The 16408-nt window shown below is 64.4% G+C and carries 12 protein-coding genes; 9 read left to right on the top strand and 3 right to left on the bottom strand.

Annotated features, from left to right (window positions below):
* The first annotated feature begins 3 nt into the window (after window positions 1–3).
* The 7 genes from ruvB (at window position 4) to HMPREF2791_RS01535 (ending at window position 11271) form a co-directional block, all read left to right on the top strand.
* The gene (gene ruvB, locus HMPREF2791_RS01565; RefSeq protein WP_070474378.1) at window positions 4–1080 is read left to right on the top strand and encodes a Holliday junction branch migration DNA helicase RuvB; all 1077 of its coding nucleotides are present in this window, start codon (window positions 4–6) and stop codon (window positions 1078–1080) included.
* A gap of 156 nt (window positions 1081–1236) precedes the next feature.
* Window positions 1237–3159, top strand: a complete 1923-nt coding sequence (gene secD, locus HMPREF2791_RS01560) for a protein translocase subunit SecD (protein ID WP_070474384.1) — start codon at window positions 1237–1239, stop codon at window positions 3157–3159.
* 2 nt (window positions 3160–3161) lie between these two features.
* Window positions 3162–4370 (top strand): protein translocase subunit SecF, encoded by a 1209-nt coding sequence (secF, locus tag HMPREF2791_RS01555; protein ID WP_083327852.1) that lies wholly within the window; start codon window positions 3162–3164, stop codon window positions 4368–4370.
* A gap of 13 nt (window positions 4371–4383) precedes the next feature.
* On the top strand, window positions 4384–6006 hold the full coding sequence (locus HMPREF2791_RS01550) for an ABC transporter substrate-binding protein (protein WP_070843978.1): 1623 nt from the start codon (window positions 4384–4386) through the stop codon (window positions 6004–6006).
* A 17-nt stretch (window positions 6007–6023) separates the two neighbouring features.
* Window positions 6024–6599: an adenine phosphoribosyltransferase gene (locus HMPREF2791_RS01545; RefSeq protein ID WP_070474391.1), complete on the top strand. Its 576-nt coding sequence runs from the start codon at window positions 6024–6026 to the stop codon at window positions 6597–6599.
* Window positions 6600–6646: 47 nt separating this feature from the next.
* Window positions 6647–8923: a RelA/SpoT family protein gene (locus tag HMPREF2791_RS01540; RefSeq protein ID WP_070843976.1), complete on the top strand. Its 2277-nt coding sequence runs from the start codon at window positions 6647–6649 to the stop codon at window positions 8921–8923.
* A 185-nt stretch (window positions 8924–9108) separates the two neighbouring features.
* On the top strand, window positions 9109–11271 hold the full coding sequence (locus HMPREF2791_RS01535; protein ID WP_070843974.1) for a bifunctional metallophosphatase/5'-nucleotidase: 2163 nt from the start codon (window positions 9109–9111) through the stop codon (window positions 11269–11271).
* A gap of 225 nt (window positions 11272–11496) precedes the next feature.
* Here the strand turns inward: HMPREF2791_RS01535 and HMPREF2791_RS01530 are convergent, their stop codons facing one another.
* Window positions 11497–11796, bottom strand: coding sequence for a hypothetical protein (locus HMPREF2791_RS01530; RefSeq protein WP_070843972.1), 300 nt, complete (start codon window positions 11794–11796; stop codon window positions 11497–11499).
* Window positions 11797–11938: 142 nt separating this feature from the next.
* Entirely contained in the window at window positions 11939–12898 is a 960-nt protein-coding gene (locus HMPREF2791_RS01525) for a peptidylprolyl isomerase (protein WP_070843970.1), read from the bottom strand.
* Window positions 12899–13003: 105 nt separating this feature from the next.
* Between HMPREF2791_RS01525 and HMPREF2791_RS01520 the strand changes: the two genes are divergently transcribed.
* Together HMPREF2791_RS01520 and hisS are read left to right on the top strand one after the other, a co-directional pair.
* Window positions 13004–13639: an MBL fold metallo-hydrolase gene (locus HMPREF2791_RS01520; RefSeq protein WP_210400143.1), complete on the top strand. Its 636-nt coding sequence runs from the start codon at window positions 13004–13006 to the stop codon at window positions 13637–13639.
* Between the two features lie 48 nt (window positions 13640–13687).
* The gene (hisS, locus tag HMPREF2791_RS01515; protein WP_070843966.1) at window positions 13688–14980 is read left to right on the top strand and encodes a histidine--tRNA ligase; all 1293 of its coding nucleotides are present in this window, start codon (window positions 13688–13690) and stop codon (window positions 14978–14980) included.
* A 3-nt stretch (window positions 14981–14983) separates the two neighbouring features.
* On the opposite strand, the gene HMPREF2791_RS01510 is transcribed toward hisS, so the two are convergent.
* Window positions 14984–16378: an L-serine ammonia-lyase gene (locus HMPREF2791_RS01510; RefSeq protein WP_070843964.1), complete on the bottom strand. Its 1395-nt coding sequence runs from the start codon at window positions 16376–16378 to the stop codon at window positions 14984–14986.
* Window positions 16379–16408: the final 30 nt, after the last annotated feature.

Genomic DNA, 16408 nt, shown 5'->3' with positions numbered 1-16408 from the left:
ACCGTGTCGGATGTGGAAAAGACCGAGTTCGAACTGCCGGAGGGGTTCGCGGCGAAGCCGCCGTCGCCAGTAGACGCACACGCGCAGGCAGACGAGCACGACATTGAGCGCTCGCTGCGCCCGAAGTCGATCAACGAGTTTATCGGCCAACCCAAAGTGCGCGAGCAGCTCAACCTCGTGCTCGCAGGTGCGCGCAGCCGCGGGGTGACGCCGGACCACATCCTGCTGTCCGGCCCACCAGGTCTGGGTAAGACCACTATGGCAATGATCGTGGCGCAGGAGCTTGGGACCTCGCTGCGGATGACCTCGGGTCCTGCGCTGGAACGCGCGGGTGATTTGGCGGCGATGCTGTCCAACCTGATGGAAGGTGACGTGCTTTTCATCGACGAAATCCACCGCATCGCCCGTCCGGCCGAGGAAATGCTGTACATGGCGATGGAGGATTTCCGCATCGACGTAATCGTCGGCAAGGGCCCTGGCGCAACTTCGATCCCGCTGGAGATTCCGCCGTTTACCCTCGTCGGTGCAACCACCCGCGCTGGCATGCTCACGGGGCCGTTGCGCGACCGCTTCGGGTTTACCGCCCAGATGGAGTTCTACGACGTGGAGGATCTGACCCAGGTGGTCAGCCGCGCGGCAGACATCCTCGGCGTGCGCATCGACACAGATGCCGCGGTAGAAATCGCCTCGCGTTCGCGCGGCACGCCGCGAATTGCCAACCGTCTGCTTCGCCGCGTGCGCGACTGGGCTGATGTGCATGGGGACGGCCACGTCGACCTTGATGCGGCGCGTTCAGCGCTCAGCGTTTTCGACGTGGATGAGCTAGGACTAGACCGCCTTGACCGGGCGGTGCTCGACGCACTGATCCGCGGCCATGGCGGGGGGCCGGTGGGCGTGGGCACACTCGCCATTGCCGTCGGTGAAGAACCCGGCACTATCGAGGAGGTGTGCGAGCCTTACCTTGTGCGCGCGGGATTGATGTCGCGAACCGGGCGAGGGCGAGTAGCTACCGCCGCGGCGTGGGAGCACCTGGGGCTGCAGGCACCCCCTGATGCACCGGGACAAATGTCGCTCTATTAAGGCTGGCGCGGACCGGACTGCCAGTTTTTCGGGGCTATGCCGTAGCATGTTCCGTTGTGTCTCCACCGGCACGCCCTTCATTTGTGCCTCTTATCGGGTGTTGTGGGCTCCGGTGGAGGAGAAAATTGGAGCTCGGAAAGCAGAGGAGTCAGCTCAGTGTCCAACAACACTCGGCGGTCCCGCGAAGTGAAGGGAAAGAAGCGCTGGCCTGCTCGGCTGCTCGCGCTGTTTACCCTCATTGTCATCGGCGTCTACGCCCTAGTCTTTTTCACCGGAAGCAAAACCGCTGAGCCGAAGCTTGGCATTGATTTGCAGGGCGGCACCCGTGTCACTCTGGTCCCGCAGGGCGACGAACCGACGAACGAGCAACTGCAGGACGCGCGCAATATCCTTGAAAACCGCGTCAACGGCATGGGTGTCTCCGGAGCCTCCGTGGTTGTGGACGGCAACACGATTGTCATCGAGGCGGCCGGCGACGACACGGCGGAGATCCGCAACATCGGCCAGACCTCGCAGCTGTTCTTCCGCCCGGTGCTTGACCCGCCGGCAGCGGACAGCACCACAATCGACGACGTCACTTTGGACATGACCAATGAGTGGGTCAAGTACGGCATTTTCTCCCCGCAGGAAGGCCAGGCCGTGCTCACCCAGATTGCCGCGCGTAAGGAAGCCGCGGAGAAGCAAGCCGAAGAGGCTGCAGAACAGCCGCAGGATGAAAGCGGCGTAGGCAAGGACATCGCGCCGAAGGAAGAAGCCCCGGAGGCGCCGAAGGATGTCCCGCAGGTGAGTGCTGAGCCGCTGCCGGAGCCGAACGGTCCGGTCGAGGCGGCGGAGCGCCGGCAGGAGACGACGGACATGCTCCGCCGCACCCGCCAGTCCACCGACCCGACCGAGCAGTTCGCTGCCCTGACCTTGATGTCGGCGCGCTGCATGGGCCAGATCACCGACCCGCTGGCTGGCTCCGACAAGGCCGACCTGCCGCTGGTCTCCTGCGACCCGACAACCGGCCAGGCGCTGCTTCTCGACGAGGTGCCCCTGCTCAACGGCGTTACCGACGCTGACGGCCCGCGCCTGACCGGTGAGCAGATCGACACCAACCGCGCGATCACCGGCGGTTTCAACCCGCAGTCCAGCCAGATGGAGATTAGCTTCGCGTTTAGCCAGGCAGGCGAGCCCAATGGCTCCGAGACGTGGGCGCGCCTGACCAGCGAGATGCTGCAGAAGCAGATTGCCATCACGCTGGACTCCCAGGTGATTTCCGCGCCGGTGATCCAGGGCGCGACCCCGCCCGGTTCCGCAACGTCCATCACCGGCAACTTCACGCAGGAAGAGGCGGAAGGCCTCGCCAACAACCTGCGCTACGGCGCGCTGCCGCTGTCGTTTGCCGGTGAAAACGGCGAGCCGGGCGGCACCGCGCTGTCCGTGCCGCCGTCACTCGGCCAGGCATCCCTGAAGGCCGGCCTGTACTCCGGCCTGGTGGGCCTGATCCTGGTCGCTCTGTTCGTCTTCGCCTACTACCGCCTCTACGGCCTGATCTCGCTCGCGTCGCTCGTCGCCGCAGGTGCGCTCGTCTACGGCACCTTGGTGCTGCTGGGCCGCTGGATCGGCTACTCCCTGGACCTCTCCGGCATCGCTGGCCTGGTCATCGGTATCGGTGCCACGGCCGACTCCTTCATCGTCATCTACGAGCGCATCAAGGACGAGGTGCGCAAGGGCAAGACGTTCCGCTCTGCCACCGCCTCCGGCTGGCAGCGGGCGAAGGACACGGTCATCACCGGCAACATGGTCACCCTGATCGGTGCTGTGATCATCTACTTCCTCGCCGTTGGCGACGTGAAGGGCTTCGCCTTCACCATGGGTCTGACCACCGTGTTCGACCTGATTGTCACCTTCCTGGTTACCGCACCGCTGCTTATTATCGCGTCGCGCAGCCGGTTCTGGTCCAAGCCGTCCGTCAACGGCATGGGTAAAGCGTTTAAGACCGCCGAAGCACGTCGGTCGGAGGCTCGACACGTCGAGCAGCCGGGGGACGTCGACAAGCAAGTGCTTCAGCCAGCCGCAACGATTGAGGAGAACTAGACATGTCGAGAACCAAGGCAACTCCGGCTCAGACCTCCGCTGAGGCAGGGGGAGCAGGGGACACCCTCGCCCCCGTGAAAACCAAGCGTTCAGCGGAAACGCTCTACGATGGCAGCGGCGCCATCGACTTCGTGGGGCGCCGCAAACTGTGGTACGGCATCACCCTCGCTCTGGTGGTTATTTCCCTGCTGGCCATGCTGCTGCGCGGTTTCAACATGGGCATCGACTTTGAAGGCGGCACGAAGATGACCATGCCCGCCGGCGAGCTCGTTGCCGAGGAGGTGGAGGAGACCTTCGTCGATGCGACTGGTGTGACGCCTGAGCTGACCCAGATTGTCGGCTCCGGCGACACCCGCACGTTGGAGATCAATTCCGGCCACCTCACCCAGGAGCAGATTGACGCCGCACGTCAAGCAATTTTCGACGAATACCAGGTAGAAGACCACACCGGCGAGCCCAACGCCGACGCAATCGGTGATTCCACTGTGTCCGAGTCCTGGGGCTCCACCATCACCAACCGCATGCTGCTTGCCATGGCTGTCTTCCTGGTCGCCGCTGCGGTGTACGTGGCGGTGCGCCTGCAGCGCGAGATGGCGGCAGCGGCAATGGCTGCGCTCATCGTCGACGCGGTGCTGATCGCCGGTATCTACGCTCTGTTCGGCCTCGAGGTCACCCCGGCGATGATCATCGGTCTGCTCACTGTGCTGACCTTCTCCCTGTACGACACGGTCATCGTGTTTGACAAGGTGCGCGAGAACACCTCGGGTGTGTTGGATTCGCGCCGCTCCACCTACGCCGAGGAGGCGAACTTGGCCGTCAACCAGACGGTGATGCGTTCCATCTCCACCTCCGTGATTTCGGCGCTGCCGATTGTGGCGCTGATGATCGTGGCCGTGTGGATGCTTGGTGTGGGCACCCTGAAGGATCTCGCACTGATCCAGCTCATCGGTGTCATCGAAGGCATTTTCTCCTCGCTGTTCCTGGCCACCCCGCTGCTGGTGAGCCTGGTTAACCGCAAGAAGAAGTACAAGGACCACAACGCCGCAGTGGAGCGCTACCGCGCCCGCGGCGCTGGCGAGGTCGAGGACGAGGCAACCGAAGAGGTTGTCCACGAGAAGCGTCAGGTTGCCGCTCCGGTACGCCGTACCGAATCGACGGTCGACGAGTCCACCGGTGCCACCGGTTCCACGACCTGGCGTCCAGGTAGGTAGACGGCGGCATACCATGGCAGGACGTTTCACCCGTGCGGTCGCCGCAGTCGCGGCGACGGCGCTCAGCGTCTTCGCTCTGTCCGCGTGCGGCGTGGACGACCGCGAGGACCAGGAATCGAAAAAGTTGTTCGGTTATCAGGCACTTGGAGAGTTGCGCACCACAAACGCCGGCACCTTAGAAGGTGCCACCGATCTAGCGGAGTTGCTTTCGGTGCGTTTGTATCCAGGCGTGTACGTGCCTGGGCCGAGCGGCCAGATGATCCCGAACACGGATTTGGTCACCACCCAGGTGCTACCGGGCGACCAGCGCAAGGTGATATACACCCTGTCCGATGCCGCGGTATTTTCCGACGGCACACCGGTCACGTGCTCCGACTTCCTCCTCACGTTCACGGCCGGCCACTACCCGGGCATGTTTGGCTCGCACATGCCGCTATTCGATGACACGGAAGGGCTGTCCTGCACCCCCGGGTCCAAGGAATTCACGCTCACCTTTAAGGAGAAGCGCGGCGCGCGCTGGCGCGGGCTTTTCGACGCCGGCACCGTGCTGCCGGCTCATGCCGTCGCGGCAAAACTGGGTAAAAGTGTGGAAGAGCTCGATGGCGATTTGCAGTCCAACGACTTTTCCCGCCTCAAGCCGATCGGCGACGTGTGGCGGCACGGTTTCAATCTGGCAGAGTTTGATCCCGAACTGCAGGTGTCCTTCGGGCCGTTCAAGATCGCGGAGGTGGGCGAGCGCGGTGAAGTGACACTGGTGGCCAACGAGCACTACTACGGCGACGCGCCACAAACCCCGGAAATGGTTGTCTGGCCCGGTTCCGCTGATTCCGCCGAGTTGTCTGAGGACGAGGCGCTCCGCATAGGCGATCTGCGAGAGACATCGCCGGCATGGCACGACGTCAACGCCGAAGGCAACCGTCTCAGCGTTGACTCTCAGATCGGTGAACTCACCGAGGCGCTGACTTTCCCGCAGGTCGGTATGTGGGCGATCCACGAGAACCGGCAGGCGTTTGCCAAGTGCGTGGACCCGCGTGCCGTCGCAAAGGCGTCGAGCGACGCAGCGGGCATCGACGTGCCCGTTGCGCCGTTGCACGTGCTGCCCCACGCAGACCCGCTGTCCGCGCGCGTCAAGGACGTAGCGGCGCCGAACCTCGACGTGGACATTGAGGGCGCATCCGCGCTTTCCGGCACAGAGATCCGCATCGGCTACCCGTACCCGGACGCGCGTTTCGCCGCCATGGTGGAATCCATCCGCCGCACGTGCGAGCCCGCGGGAATTACGGTGAAGGACGTGACCGAGGGCGGAAAAACGCTCGCGGATCTGCCACGGGCGGAGTACGACGAGTGGGGCAATGAGACCTGGACCGACGGCGCGGCCGACGTGATTTTGCACGCCACGGACCCCATGCGGGAGTTCCCATCCGCCAATAACCGCGCCCAGGAACTTGGTGCGCTTCGCGCCCAGGAAGAGCACCTGTGGAAGCAGCTGCCGTCCATTCCGCTCGCCGCGCAGCCCCGCACCTTCGCCGTGGATGGCGCAGTGCGTAACGTGGTGCCGTACACAGGTCTTGCCGGCATCGGCTGGAACATGGACCGGTGGCAGCTGAACACAGAAACAACCCCGTCCGAAAAGTAACAGGAGAATCCACACCAATGGCCCCCACACCTATCGACGGCAACCGCTACGCCACCGCCCGCGACGCCCTGAAGGAGAAGATCCGTCAGGTGCAGGACTTCCCGGAAGAAGGCGTCCTGTTCGAGGACCTCACCCCGGTGCTCGCGGATCCGGCAGCGCTGAACATCGTCATTGCGGAAATGGCCACCGCCAGCCGCAAGCTCGGCGCCGACCTCATCGGCGGCCTGGACGCGCGCGGGTTCCTGCTCGGCTCAGCTGTGGCGTATGAGCTCGGCACCGGCATCCTGGCCATCCGTAAGAAGGGCAAGCTGCCGCCGCCGGTGATCACTCAGGAGTACACCACGGAGTACAGCTCGGCCGCGCTCGAGATTCCGGCGGACGGCGTGGATATCACCGGCAAGAGCATCGTGCTTGTAGACGACGTGCTGGCCACCGGCGGCACCCTCGTCGCCGCCCGGGATTTGATCGAGCGCGCCGGCGGCACCGTCGCAGGCTATGTGGTCGTTCTCGAGGTGCCGGGCCTCGGCGGGCGCAGCAAGCTTGGCGACGCCCCGCTGGTGGTTCTCGGCGAGGAGCACCCCGAGAACGCGTAGGATTACGTTTTTAGTCGCGGGAGAAGTTCTGGAATCGGAGGCTAGGAATGACTGACAAGCCGGTGAAGAGGACAGGCCCCTCCGTGCGCAGCATGTCTGCCCGTCTGGCGCGGTCGCTGACGGGCAACAGCCGCTCGAAGACAAACCCGGTGCTTGACCCGCTGCTGTCGTTGCACCGCAAATTCCACCTCAAGGCAGACGCGGAACTGCTCGACCGCGCGTACTCCACTGCGGAGCACCTGCACGAGGGGGTTTTCCGTAAATCGGGGGATCCGTACATCACCCACCCGCTCGCGGTGGCGACCATCTGCGCCGAAATCGGCATGGACACCACAACGTTGGTGGCGGCGCTTCTGCACGACACTGTCGAGGACACCGACTACTCCCTCGACGACCTGACCCGCGACTTCGGCCCCGAGGTGGCAAAGCTGGTCAACGGAGTGACCAAGCTGGATAAGGTTGCTCTCGGCGCGGCGGCCGAGGCGGAGACGATCCGCAAGATGATCGTGGCCATGGCAGAAGATCCACGCGTGCTGGTGATCAAGGTGGCGGACCGCCTGCACAACATGCGCACCATGCGCTTCTTGCCTCCGGAGAAGCAGGCGAAGAAAGCGCAGGAGACCCTCGACGTCATCGCACCGCTGGCTCACCGCCTGGGAATGGCGAGCGTGAAGTGGGAGCTGGAAGATCTCGCGTTTGCCATCCTGCAGCCGAAGAAGTACGAGGAGATCGTGCGCATGGTCGCGGACCACGCGCCGTCCCGCGACAGGGCGCTGCGGGAAATTACCGACGTCCTGCAGAAGGAGCTCGCCTCCAACGGCATCACTGCCGAGGTGATGGGCAGGCCGAAGCACTACTGGTCGATTTATCAGAAGATGTCGGTGCGGGGCCACGACTTTAACGAGATCTTTGATCTGGTGGGCATCCGCGTACTGGTTGATTCCGTCAACGACTGCTACGCGGCCATCGGCGTGGTGCACTCGCTGTACTCCGTGATGCCGGGCCGGTTCAAGGACTACATCTCCAATCCGCGCTTCGGCGTGTACCAGTCGCTGCACACGACCGTGATGACGCACACGGGCCGCCCCCTTGAGGTCCAGGTGCGCACCCACGAGATGCACTACAACGCCGAGTTTGGCGTGGCGGCGCACTGGCGCTACAAGGAGACGAAGGGCTCGCACAAGGGCGATCAGTCCGAAGTGGACCAGATGGCCTGGATGCGGCAGCTGCTCGATTGGCAGAAGGAGGCCGCTGACCCGAACGAGTTCCTCGATTCTTTGCGTTACGACCTGACAAGCCAGCAGATCTTCGCCTTCACCCCGAAGGGTGACGTGGTGGACCTGCCTGCAGGCTCCACCCCTGTGGACTTCGCGTACGCAGTCCACACTGAGGTCGGCCACCGCTGCATCGGAGCAAAAGTCAACGGCAAGCTGGTTACGCTTGAAACCGAGCTCAAGTCAGGCGACAGGGTCGAGATTTTCACCTCCAAGGACCAGAACGCGAGCCCGTCGCGCGATTGGCGGGACTTTGTGGTTTCCCCGCGTGCGAAGGCGAAGATCCGCCAGTGGTTTGCCAAGGAGCGCCGTGAGGAGCAGCTCGAAGCTGGCCGCGATGCGCTCGCCGCAGAAGTGCAGCGTGGCGGGCTGCCCATGCACCGGCTGTTCACCAACGAGTCCATGCGGCAGGTGGCCACGCGCCTGCACTACCAAGACGTGGATGCGCTGTACACCGCCATCGGTGCAGGCAACGTCTCGTCCCAGCACGTTGCGCACCTGCTGATGGACATGTTCGGCGGCGATGACGATGCCGTCGATGCGCTCACGGCACGCACACCGATGTCGGCGCTCGTGCGCCCGCAGGCCAGCAGCGATGGCCCAGGCATCCTTGTGGAGGGCAGCCCAGATGTGATGGCGAAGCTGGCAAAGTGCTGCCAGCCGGTGCCGGGCGACGCCATCTTCGGTTTTGTCACCCGTGGCGGGGGAGTGTCGGTGCACCGCACTGACTGCACGAACGCCAACAAGCTCAAGGACGAGCCGGAGCGCTTGGTTGATGTTGAGTGGGCGAACCAGCGGTCGCACAGGAGCTCGTCGCGAGCCACGATCCAGCTGGAGGCGCTGGACCGCAACGGATTGCTCACGGAGACCACAGGGGTGCTCTCGGAGGCGAAGCTGCCGATCTTGGCCATGTCGTCCCAGGCGGGCGACGACCGCATCGCCACCATCCGTTTGACCATCGAGGTCTCCGACATTAAGCAGCTCGGTTCCATCATGAACCAGATTCGCAACATTGAGGGCATCTTCGATGTCTATCGCGTGACTGCTTAACGACGGCCAAAGGTCGCTCACGCCCTCCTTTTAGCCGGCGCCAAGGTTTCCGGCAGATGAAATGTTGGTGCACGGAAGGTTATTTCCCCAGCAAAAGGGTTTGTATGTGGCGAAGTTGTTCTGCGGGAACTCGGAAACCGGGATACAAGGGAGGGACACCATCCCGCATATTTGAGGAGTCTCCCGTGTTTGATTTCCGCCGCGCTGGCGCCCTGATCGCCGCAACCACCACGACCGCTGTGGTGCTCACCGCAGCACCGTTCGCCGCAGCCGCTGAGGCCGACCAGGTCACCATCAACGTTGCCAACATCACCGACTTCCACGGTCGCCTGAAGTACAACCCGTCCACGACCACGGTGAAGGACGCCGCAGGCAACCCGGTCCTCGACGAGAATGGCAAGGAAGTCAAGGAAATCACCCCGAAGGCCGGCGACGAGATGGGTGCCGCCAATGTCGCGGGCATCATGAACTACCTGCGTGAGCAGAACCCGAACACCATCGTCACCACCTCCGGTGACAACCAGGGTGGCTCGGCGTTCGTTTCCTTCATCTCCGACGACAAGTACACGATGGACTTCATCAAAGCCATCGGCACCGACGGCTCCGCTGTGGGCAACCACGAGTTCGATAAGGGCTACCAGGACCTGATCGACCGCATCGTTCCGGGCACCAATGACAAGCAGCTCGGCGCGAACATCTTCGTTGATGGCGAGCAACCGGTGAAGCCGTACACCATCGTGGAGAAGGAGGGCGTGAAGGTTGCCCTGGTGGGCACGACCTCCAACCTCACCCCGGAAAAGTCCAGCCCGGCCAACGTTGCGGGTGTGAAGTTCACGGATTCCGCCGAGCAGGTCAACGTCGAGGCCAAGAAGCTCAAGGAGTCCGGCAAGGCTGACCTCGTCATCGCTCTGATTCACGATCCGGCCCACACCAGCGCACCGAAGCTCGACGCGAAGTACGTCGATTTCGTATTCGGTGGCGATGACCACATCAAGCGCCTGGAGCTCGACCGCGACGGCAAGGTTCCGTACGCGCAGTCCCACGAGTACGGCAAGGTCGTCACCGATATTGCTTTCACCTACGATAAGGCCGAGAAGAAGCTCGTCGAGGTCGACGGTCGCCAGATCGAGGCGTCGCAGCTCGAGGAGCTCGGCATCACCCCTGATGCCGAGGTTGAGAAGATCGTTGCAGAGGCAGACAAGATTGCCAGCGAGCTCCGCCAGAAGGTCGTCGCCAACATCGCCGCCGACTTCAAGCGTGGCTCCAATCCGGAGGATAAGCCAGGCTCCAACCGCGGCACCGAGTCCACCGCGAACAACATGCTGGCGCAGTCCGCCGTCGCTGCGCTTTCCGCATTCCTCGACACCGAGATCGACTTCGGTGTGATGAACGCCGGCGGTGTTCGTGCGGACCTGACCAAGGGCGATGTGACCTACGAACAGGCCGCCACCGTCCAGCCGTTCGGCAACAACATCGCTGTTGCCAAGCTGTCCGGCGCCGCCATCAAGGAAGCGTTGGAGAATCAGTGGCAGACCCCGGAGGTTGCAGCAAAGTCGGGTCGCCCGCGTCTGGACATGGGCCTGTCCGACAACGTGTCCTACACGTACAACCCGAACGCTGAGCGTGGCAACCGCATCCTGGACATCCAGATCAACGGCGAGTCCGTGGATCCGGAGAAGGACTACACCGTTGCAGCGTCGACCTTCCTGCTCGACGGTGGCGACGCCCTGATCAACGCTGACGAAGTCCGCGACCGCAACGATGTGGGCTACAACGATCTGCAGGCATTTGTGGACTACCTGCAGACCGGCGACGCCCAGGTCCGTGAGGGCCAAAAGGACGTCGGCGTGGTGCTCCCGGAGGGCGGTCTGAAGGCTGGCCAGAAGAACACCATCGAGCTGACCTCCCTGAGCTACTCCTCCGAGGGCGAGGCGCAGGCTGAGACCGTCACCGCGAAGGTGGGCGAGGCAACGGCTACCGCCGACGTCGACAACGCGGTCACCGACGCCGACAAGGGCTTAGGCGAGCAGGGCCGCGCAAAGATTGAGTTGGAGATCCCGGCGGGCGTGTCCGGCGAGCAGACCCTGGAGATCACCACCGACAAAGGCACCAAGGTGTCCTTGCCGGTAACTGTTGCCGAGGCTGAAAAGCCGGCTCCGGAAGAGAAGCCGACCGAGGAGCAGAAGCCGACCGAGGAGCAAAGCTCCGCTTCTTCCTCCTCCGACGCTCCGATTGGCGTCATTCTCGGCATCATCGCCGCTGTCCTGGCTCTCGTGCTGCCGCTGGCGCTGGCGTTCCCGATTGACTCCGTGCTTGGCCCGATCGCGCTGCTGAACAACAACAAGTAGGACGAGCACGATCCTGACCTGATAGAGGCTGCACGCGACAACGCCGCCGTTTCCCGCGAGGGGGAGCGACGGCGTCGCCGTTGGCGCGGTCGTGGGGCTGGAACGAAAAGAACCGGCTACCTAGAGCCGGTTACCAACGGAAATTTTCGCTGGTAGCCGGTAGTAGGTAGCCGGTTGTGTTTTGCGCAGCGGCGCGAGTGTGCCCCGTGCGAGAACGCGGTGGCTCTAACGCGCGAACTTAGACGCGATGGACAGCACCTGGGTGAGCATGCCGATGATCGCGGTGACCACGGCGATCCAGCTCTTCAGCTCCTCCGGGCTCATGTCCTCGATAGAGGAGCCCTCTTCACTCGAGGAGGACAGGCTGTCCTTGATGGTCCTCTTGTCGGAGTCCTTGCCGCCGGAGTCCTTGGACTTGCTCTCTGCGGTGTCGTTGACCGTCGGAGCTGCGTCGGCGACTGCGGCGCCAGAAACCATGACCGCGGTGGCGGTTGCTGCCGCTGCAAGGCTGGTGCGAAGCTTCATCGAATTTTCCTCACTCGTAAAAATGTGTGTGCTTCTCGGAATGCTATCGGGTGCGCTGGTAGAGCGCTACCTAGGACAGTAAGCTCTGAGGCGATTCCCAGAGCTACGTCGCTTCAACGGGCTGAAGCGTTACTGCCCGCTGCTACTTCACGGACGCCTTCTTGATGCGGACCTCGTCGGCCGGTGCACCTTCCTGCTGGCCACCTTCGACGCCTGCCTCGGCGATCTTGTCCAGGGTGGCAAGGCCCTCGTCGTCGATCTGGCCGAAGTAGGTGTACAGCGGCGGCAGCACGGAGTCGCCGTAGTTGAGGAAGAACTGGGAGCCGTTGGTGTCCACACCGGCGTTCGCCATGGCGATGGTGCCGCGGTCGTAGCGCTGCGGCTGGCTATTTTGCTGCAGCATCATCGTCTTGGCCTGCATCAGCTCTTCTTCCGAGGCGCCCTCCGGGAGGCCCGCTTCAGACAGGTCGATGCCCTCGAGCGCCTGGTCGGTGGGCAGCTCGTTGGCGAACTGGAAGCCCGGGCCGCCGGCGCCGGTGCCGGCGCGGTCGCCGCACTGCAGGACCTTCAGGCCGTCGCCGGTGGTCAGGCGGTGGCAGACGGTGTCGTTGTAGAAACCTTCCTCGGCGAGGTACTCGATGGCGTTGACGGTGCAGGGGGAAGCCGCACGGTCCAGCTCCATGCCGATCGGGCCCTGGTTGGTGTCCAGCTTGACGGTGAGGGTGCCCTCAGTGGACACGTCGTCGGTCTTCGGGATGCCGACGCCGTCGCCGCCCTGCTCCTCAGCCTCGTCGTAGGTGCAGTTCACCGTCGCCGGCAGCGCCTGCTCACGCTTGGTGGCGATCGGCTCGAACTGCGAGGCGTCGAACGGTTCCTGCTCCTCGGTGGTGGCCTCGGAGGCGGCGGTGGTCTCGCTGGCGGCGAGGTCCTCGCCGCTGTCGTTGTTGGCTGCGAAGTAGATGCCGCCGCCGATCAGCGCGATCACGGCCGCGGAGATCGCCGCCACCGACCACGGGCGGGACTTCTCCTTGCGGTCGCGCGAATCCAGCTCGCTTTTCAGGTGGGACAGTGCTTCTTTGCCGCGCTGTTCGTTCGATGCCACTGGGGTATACACCTCGCCAATTTGTCGGGATGGGCGGAGTAGACGTCGATAAGCATCCGCCCTTGAACGGCTAGAAAGCCTATCAGCACCGATATAGTGGCCGGCATGAGAATCGCCGGTTTCGCCGCAGGACCTTTTCAAACCAACTGCTACGTCGTTTCCAACGGGGATCGCGCGTTTGTGATCGACCCCGGGCTCGGCGCGCACGAGGCGGTGAGCCAGCTGGTGCAGGAACAGGGGCTGACCGTCGAGGCGGTGGTGCTCACGCACGGCCACATCGACCACATCCGCGACGCCGCGGCGTTCGGGTTGGAGACGTTCATCCATCCCGCCGACGCGTTCATGCTGCTGCGCGGCGAGGGGGTCAGCGAGCAAGCACGCCAGCTTTACGACGCCTCCGCCATGCCCCCGATCGACAACCCCACGCACATCGAGGACGGGCAGACGCTGACAGTAGCGGGCGTGGAGTTGCGGGTGGTGCACGCCCCGGGCCATTCGCCGGGCTGCGTGATGCTGGTCGCCGACGAGGTAGTTTTCTCCGGCGACGTGCTGTTCCGCGGCGCCATCGGGCGCACAGACTTGCCGGACTCGGACCCGGCGCAAATGCAGGAATCGCTGCGGGGGCCGGTGTGGGACTTAGCCGACGAACTGCAAGTGCTGCCCGGCCACGGCCCCGCGACGACCGTGGCGCAGGAGCGCGCGACCAACCCGTACCTGCGCCAGGCCAACGCGGACCGCTAAACGGGCATTCGCCCCGGGCGGGGGACGGCTGCATTAGACTTGCCCGGTGTGAGCGAGAACAAGAACGACCAGTTTCAGAAGCTTTCCGCCCCGAAGGGCGTGCCGGATTATGCGCCGCCGCAATCGGCGGCGTTTATCCATGTGCGCGACGAGTTCGCCCGCCAGGCTCGCATCGCCGGCTACCAGCACATCGAGCTGCCGGTGTTCGAGGACACGACGCTATTCGCCCGCGGTGTGGGCGAGTCCACGGATGTGGTGAGCAAGGAGATGTACACCTTCGAAGACCGCGGCGGCCGCTCCGTGACGCTGCGCCCGGAGGGCACCGCGGGTGTCATGCGCGCGTTCATCGAGCACAACATGGACCGCGGTTACCTGCCGGTGAAGCTGAACTACTACGGCCCGTTCTTTCGCTACGAGCGCCCCCAGGCTGGCCGTTACCGCCAGCTGCAGCAGGTGGGCGTGGAGGCCATCGGCATGGACGACCCGCTGCTGGACGCCGAGGTCATCGCGTTGGCGGACCGCAGCTACCGCGCAATCGGCCTGAGCGGGTTCCGCCTTGAGTTGACCAGCCTGGGCGACAAGAACTGCCGTCCGGCGTACCGCGAGAAGCTGCAGCAGTTCCTCTTCGACCTGCCGTTGGACGAGGAAACCCGCAAGCGCGCGGAGATCAACCCGCTGCGCGTGCTCGACGACAAACGTGAGGAAGTCCGCGAGATGACCGCGGATGCGCCGCTGATGCTGGATCACCTCTGCGACGAGTGCCGCGCCCATTTTGAGGCCGTCACCGCGGCGCTGGACAGCTTCGGCGTGCCGTATGTGATCAACCCCCGCATGGTTCGCGGGCTGGACTACTACACCAAGACCACCTTCGAGTTCGTCCACGACGGGCTGGGCGCGCAGTCCGGCATCGGCGGCGGCGGCCGCTATGACGGTCTGATGGCCCAGATTGGTGGCCCGGACCTGTCCGGCATCGGTTACGGCCTCGGCGTGGACCGCGCCGTGCTCGCGCTTGAGGCAGAGGGCGTGGAGCTCGAAGAGGCGGCCCACCGGGTAGATGTCTTCGGCATCGCCATCGGCGACGAGGCTCGTGTGAAGATGAGCAAGCTTATCGACGAGCTCCGCGCCGCCGGCGTCTCCGCCGACATGTCCTACGGGCAGCGCGGGCTCAAGGGCTCGATGAAGGGCGCCGACCGCGCTGGCGCGAGGTACGCGCTCGTGCTCGGCGAGCGCGAGCTCGAGGCCGGTGAGGTTGCGGTGAAGAACCTCGCGGAGCACTCGCAGGAGTCCGTGGCGCTCACGGTCCAGGCGGTGACCCAGGCGGTCACCGGCGCGGGAGCCTAAGTTTTAGCACTCGGTGATGTTCACCGGCAGGCCAAGCTGCACCGCTAGGCCGCCCATGGACGTCTCCTTGTACTGCGTCATCATGTCGCGGCCTGTGGCGGCCATGGTCTCCACCACGTCGTCGAGGGTGACGATGTTGGTGCCGTCGCCAAGCTTGGCCAGTCGCGCCGCGTTGATGGCCTTCACGCCGCCGATGGCGTTGCGCTCGATGCAGGGCACCTGCACGAGACCGCCGACGGGGTCGCAGGTCAGGCCGAGGTTGTGCTCGAGGGCGATCTCCGCGGCGTTTTCCACCTGGGCCGGCGTGCCGCCGAGGGCGGCGCACATGCCGGCGGCAGCCATGGAAGACGCCGAGCCGACCTCGCCCTGGCAGCCCACCTCGGCGCCAGAGATCGACGCGTTGGTCTTGATGATCGAACCGACTGCGCCTGCGGTGAGCAGGAAGTCGCGGGCGCGTTCGACGGTGAAGTCGTCCGTGAAGTCGCGGCAGTAGTGCATCACCGCGGGAATGATGCCGGCGGCGCCGTTCGTCGGCGCGGTGACCACCTGGCCGTGCGCGGCGTTTTCCTCGTTGACGGCCAACGCGTAGAGGTTGACCCACTCCATCGCGTCGAGCCCGCGGGCGGTGGACGCCTCGTACTCGGCGGTGAGCAGGCGGTGCAGGCGGTTCGCGCGCCGCTTGACGTTGAGCCCGCCGGGCAGCGTGCCCTCCGTCTTCAAGCCGTGCGCCACGCATTCCTGCATCACGTTCCACACCGCGTCTAGGTGGGCGTCGAGCTTTTCGCGGCCGTGGATGGATTCCTCGTTGGCGCGCATGATGTCGGCGATGGTCAAGCCGGTCCCGTCGCAACGCTGCATGAGCTCGGCAGCAGTGTTGAAGGGGTAGGGCACCGAGGGGATCTCGCGGGCTGCCGCAACGCCGGTTTCGTCACGGTGCTCCTCCATCTCCCAGCGGTCCTGGATGAAGCCGCCGCCGACGGAGTAGTAGTCCTCGCGCTCGGCGAGAACGTTGCCCTCGGCATCCCACGCGTCGAAGATCAGGCAGTTCGGGTGGGCGGCAACTGGGGCGGGATCGAACCGGAGCTCGTATTCCACGGTGCCGGTGGGGCCGGAGACAGTGCCCGTAGCGGGGATCGGCTCGCCCGGTTTCGGCTCGATATCAGCCGATGTAGTGGTGGGGGTGTAGCCGACAAGCCCAAGTAAGGCTGCTCGGTCGGTGCCGTGGCCAACGCCGGTGGCAGCGAGAGATCCCCGCAGCTCCACCAGCACTTTGGCCGGGAATGTGTCGAGTTTGTCGATGAAGGCTTGGGCTGCACGCATCGGGCCGACGGTGTGGGAGGAAGACGGGCCGATGCCAATGCTGAACAGGTCAACAACGCTCACAAAGTTTGCAGACATGCCGGGGATACTACCGCACGAAAAGGTGGG

The sequence above is a fragment of the Corynebacterium sp. HMSC034A01 genome, assembly GCF_001838175.1.
Taxonomy (GTDB): Bacteria; Actinomycetota; Actinomycetes; order Mycobacteriales; family Mycobacteriaceae; genus Corynebacterium.
This window is presented reverse-complemented; position numbering and strand designations above follow the sequence as displayed.

Excerpts from the sequence above, each read along its gene's own strand:
- HMPREF2791_RS01520 (WP_210400143.1), top strand. The coding sequence starts at position 13,004 with ATGAGAATCGCCGGTTTCGCCGCAGGACCTTTTCAAACCAACTGCTAC.
- HMPREF2791_RS01540 (WP_070843976.1), top strand. The coding sequence starts at position 6,647 with ATGACTGACAAGCCGGTGAAGAGGACAGGCCCCTCCGTGCGCAGCATG.
- HMPREF2791_RS01545 (WP_070474391.1), top strand. The coding sequence starts at position 6,024 with ATGGCCCCCACACCTATCGACGGCAACCGCTACGCCACCGCCCGCGAC.
- HMPREF2791_RS01510 (WP_070843964.1), bottom strand. The coding sequence starts at position 16,378 with ATGTCTGCAAACTTTGTGAGCGTTGTTGACCTGTTCAGCATTGGCATC.
- HMPREF2791_RS01530 (WP_070843972.1), bottom strand. The coding sequence starts at position 11,796 with ATGAAGCTTCGCACCAGCCTTGCAGCGGCAGCAACCGCCACCGCGGTC.
- HMPREF2791_RS01550 (WP_070843978.1), top strand. The coding sequence starts at position 4,384 with ATGGCAGGACGTTTCACCCGTGCGGTCGCCGCAGTCGCGGCGACGGCG.
- secF (WP_083327852.1), top strand. The coding sequence starts at position 3,162 with ATGTCGAGAACCAAGGCAACTCCGGCTCAGACCTCCGCTGAGGCAGGG.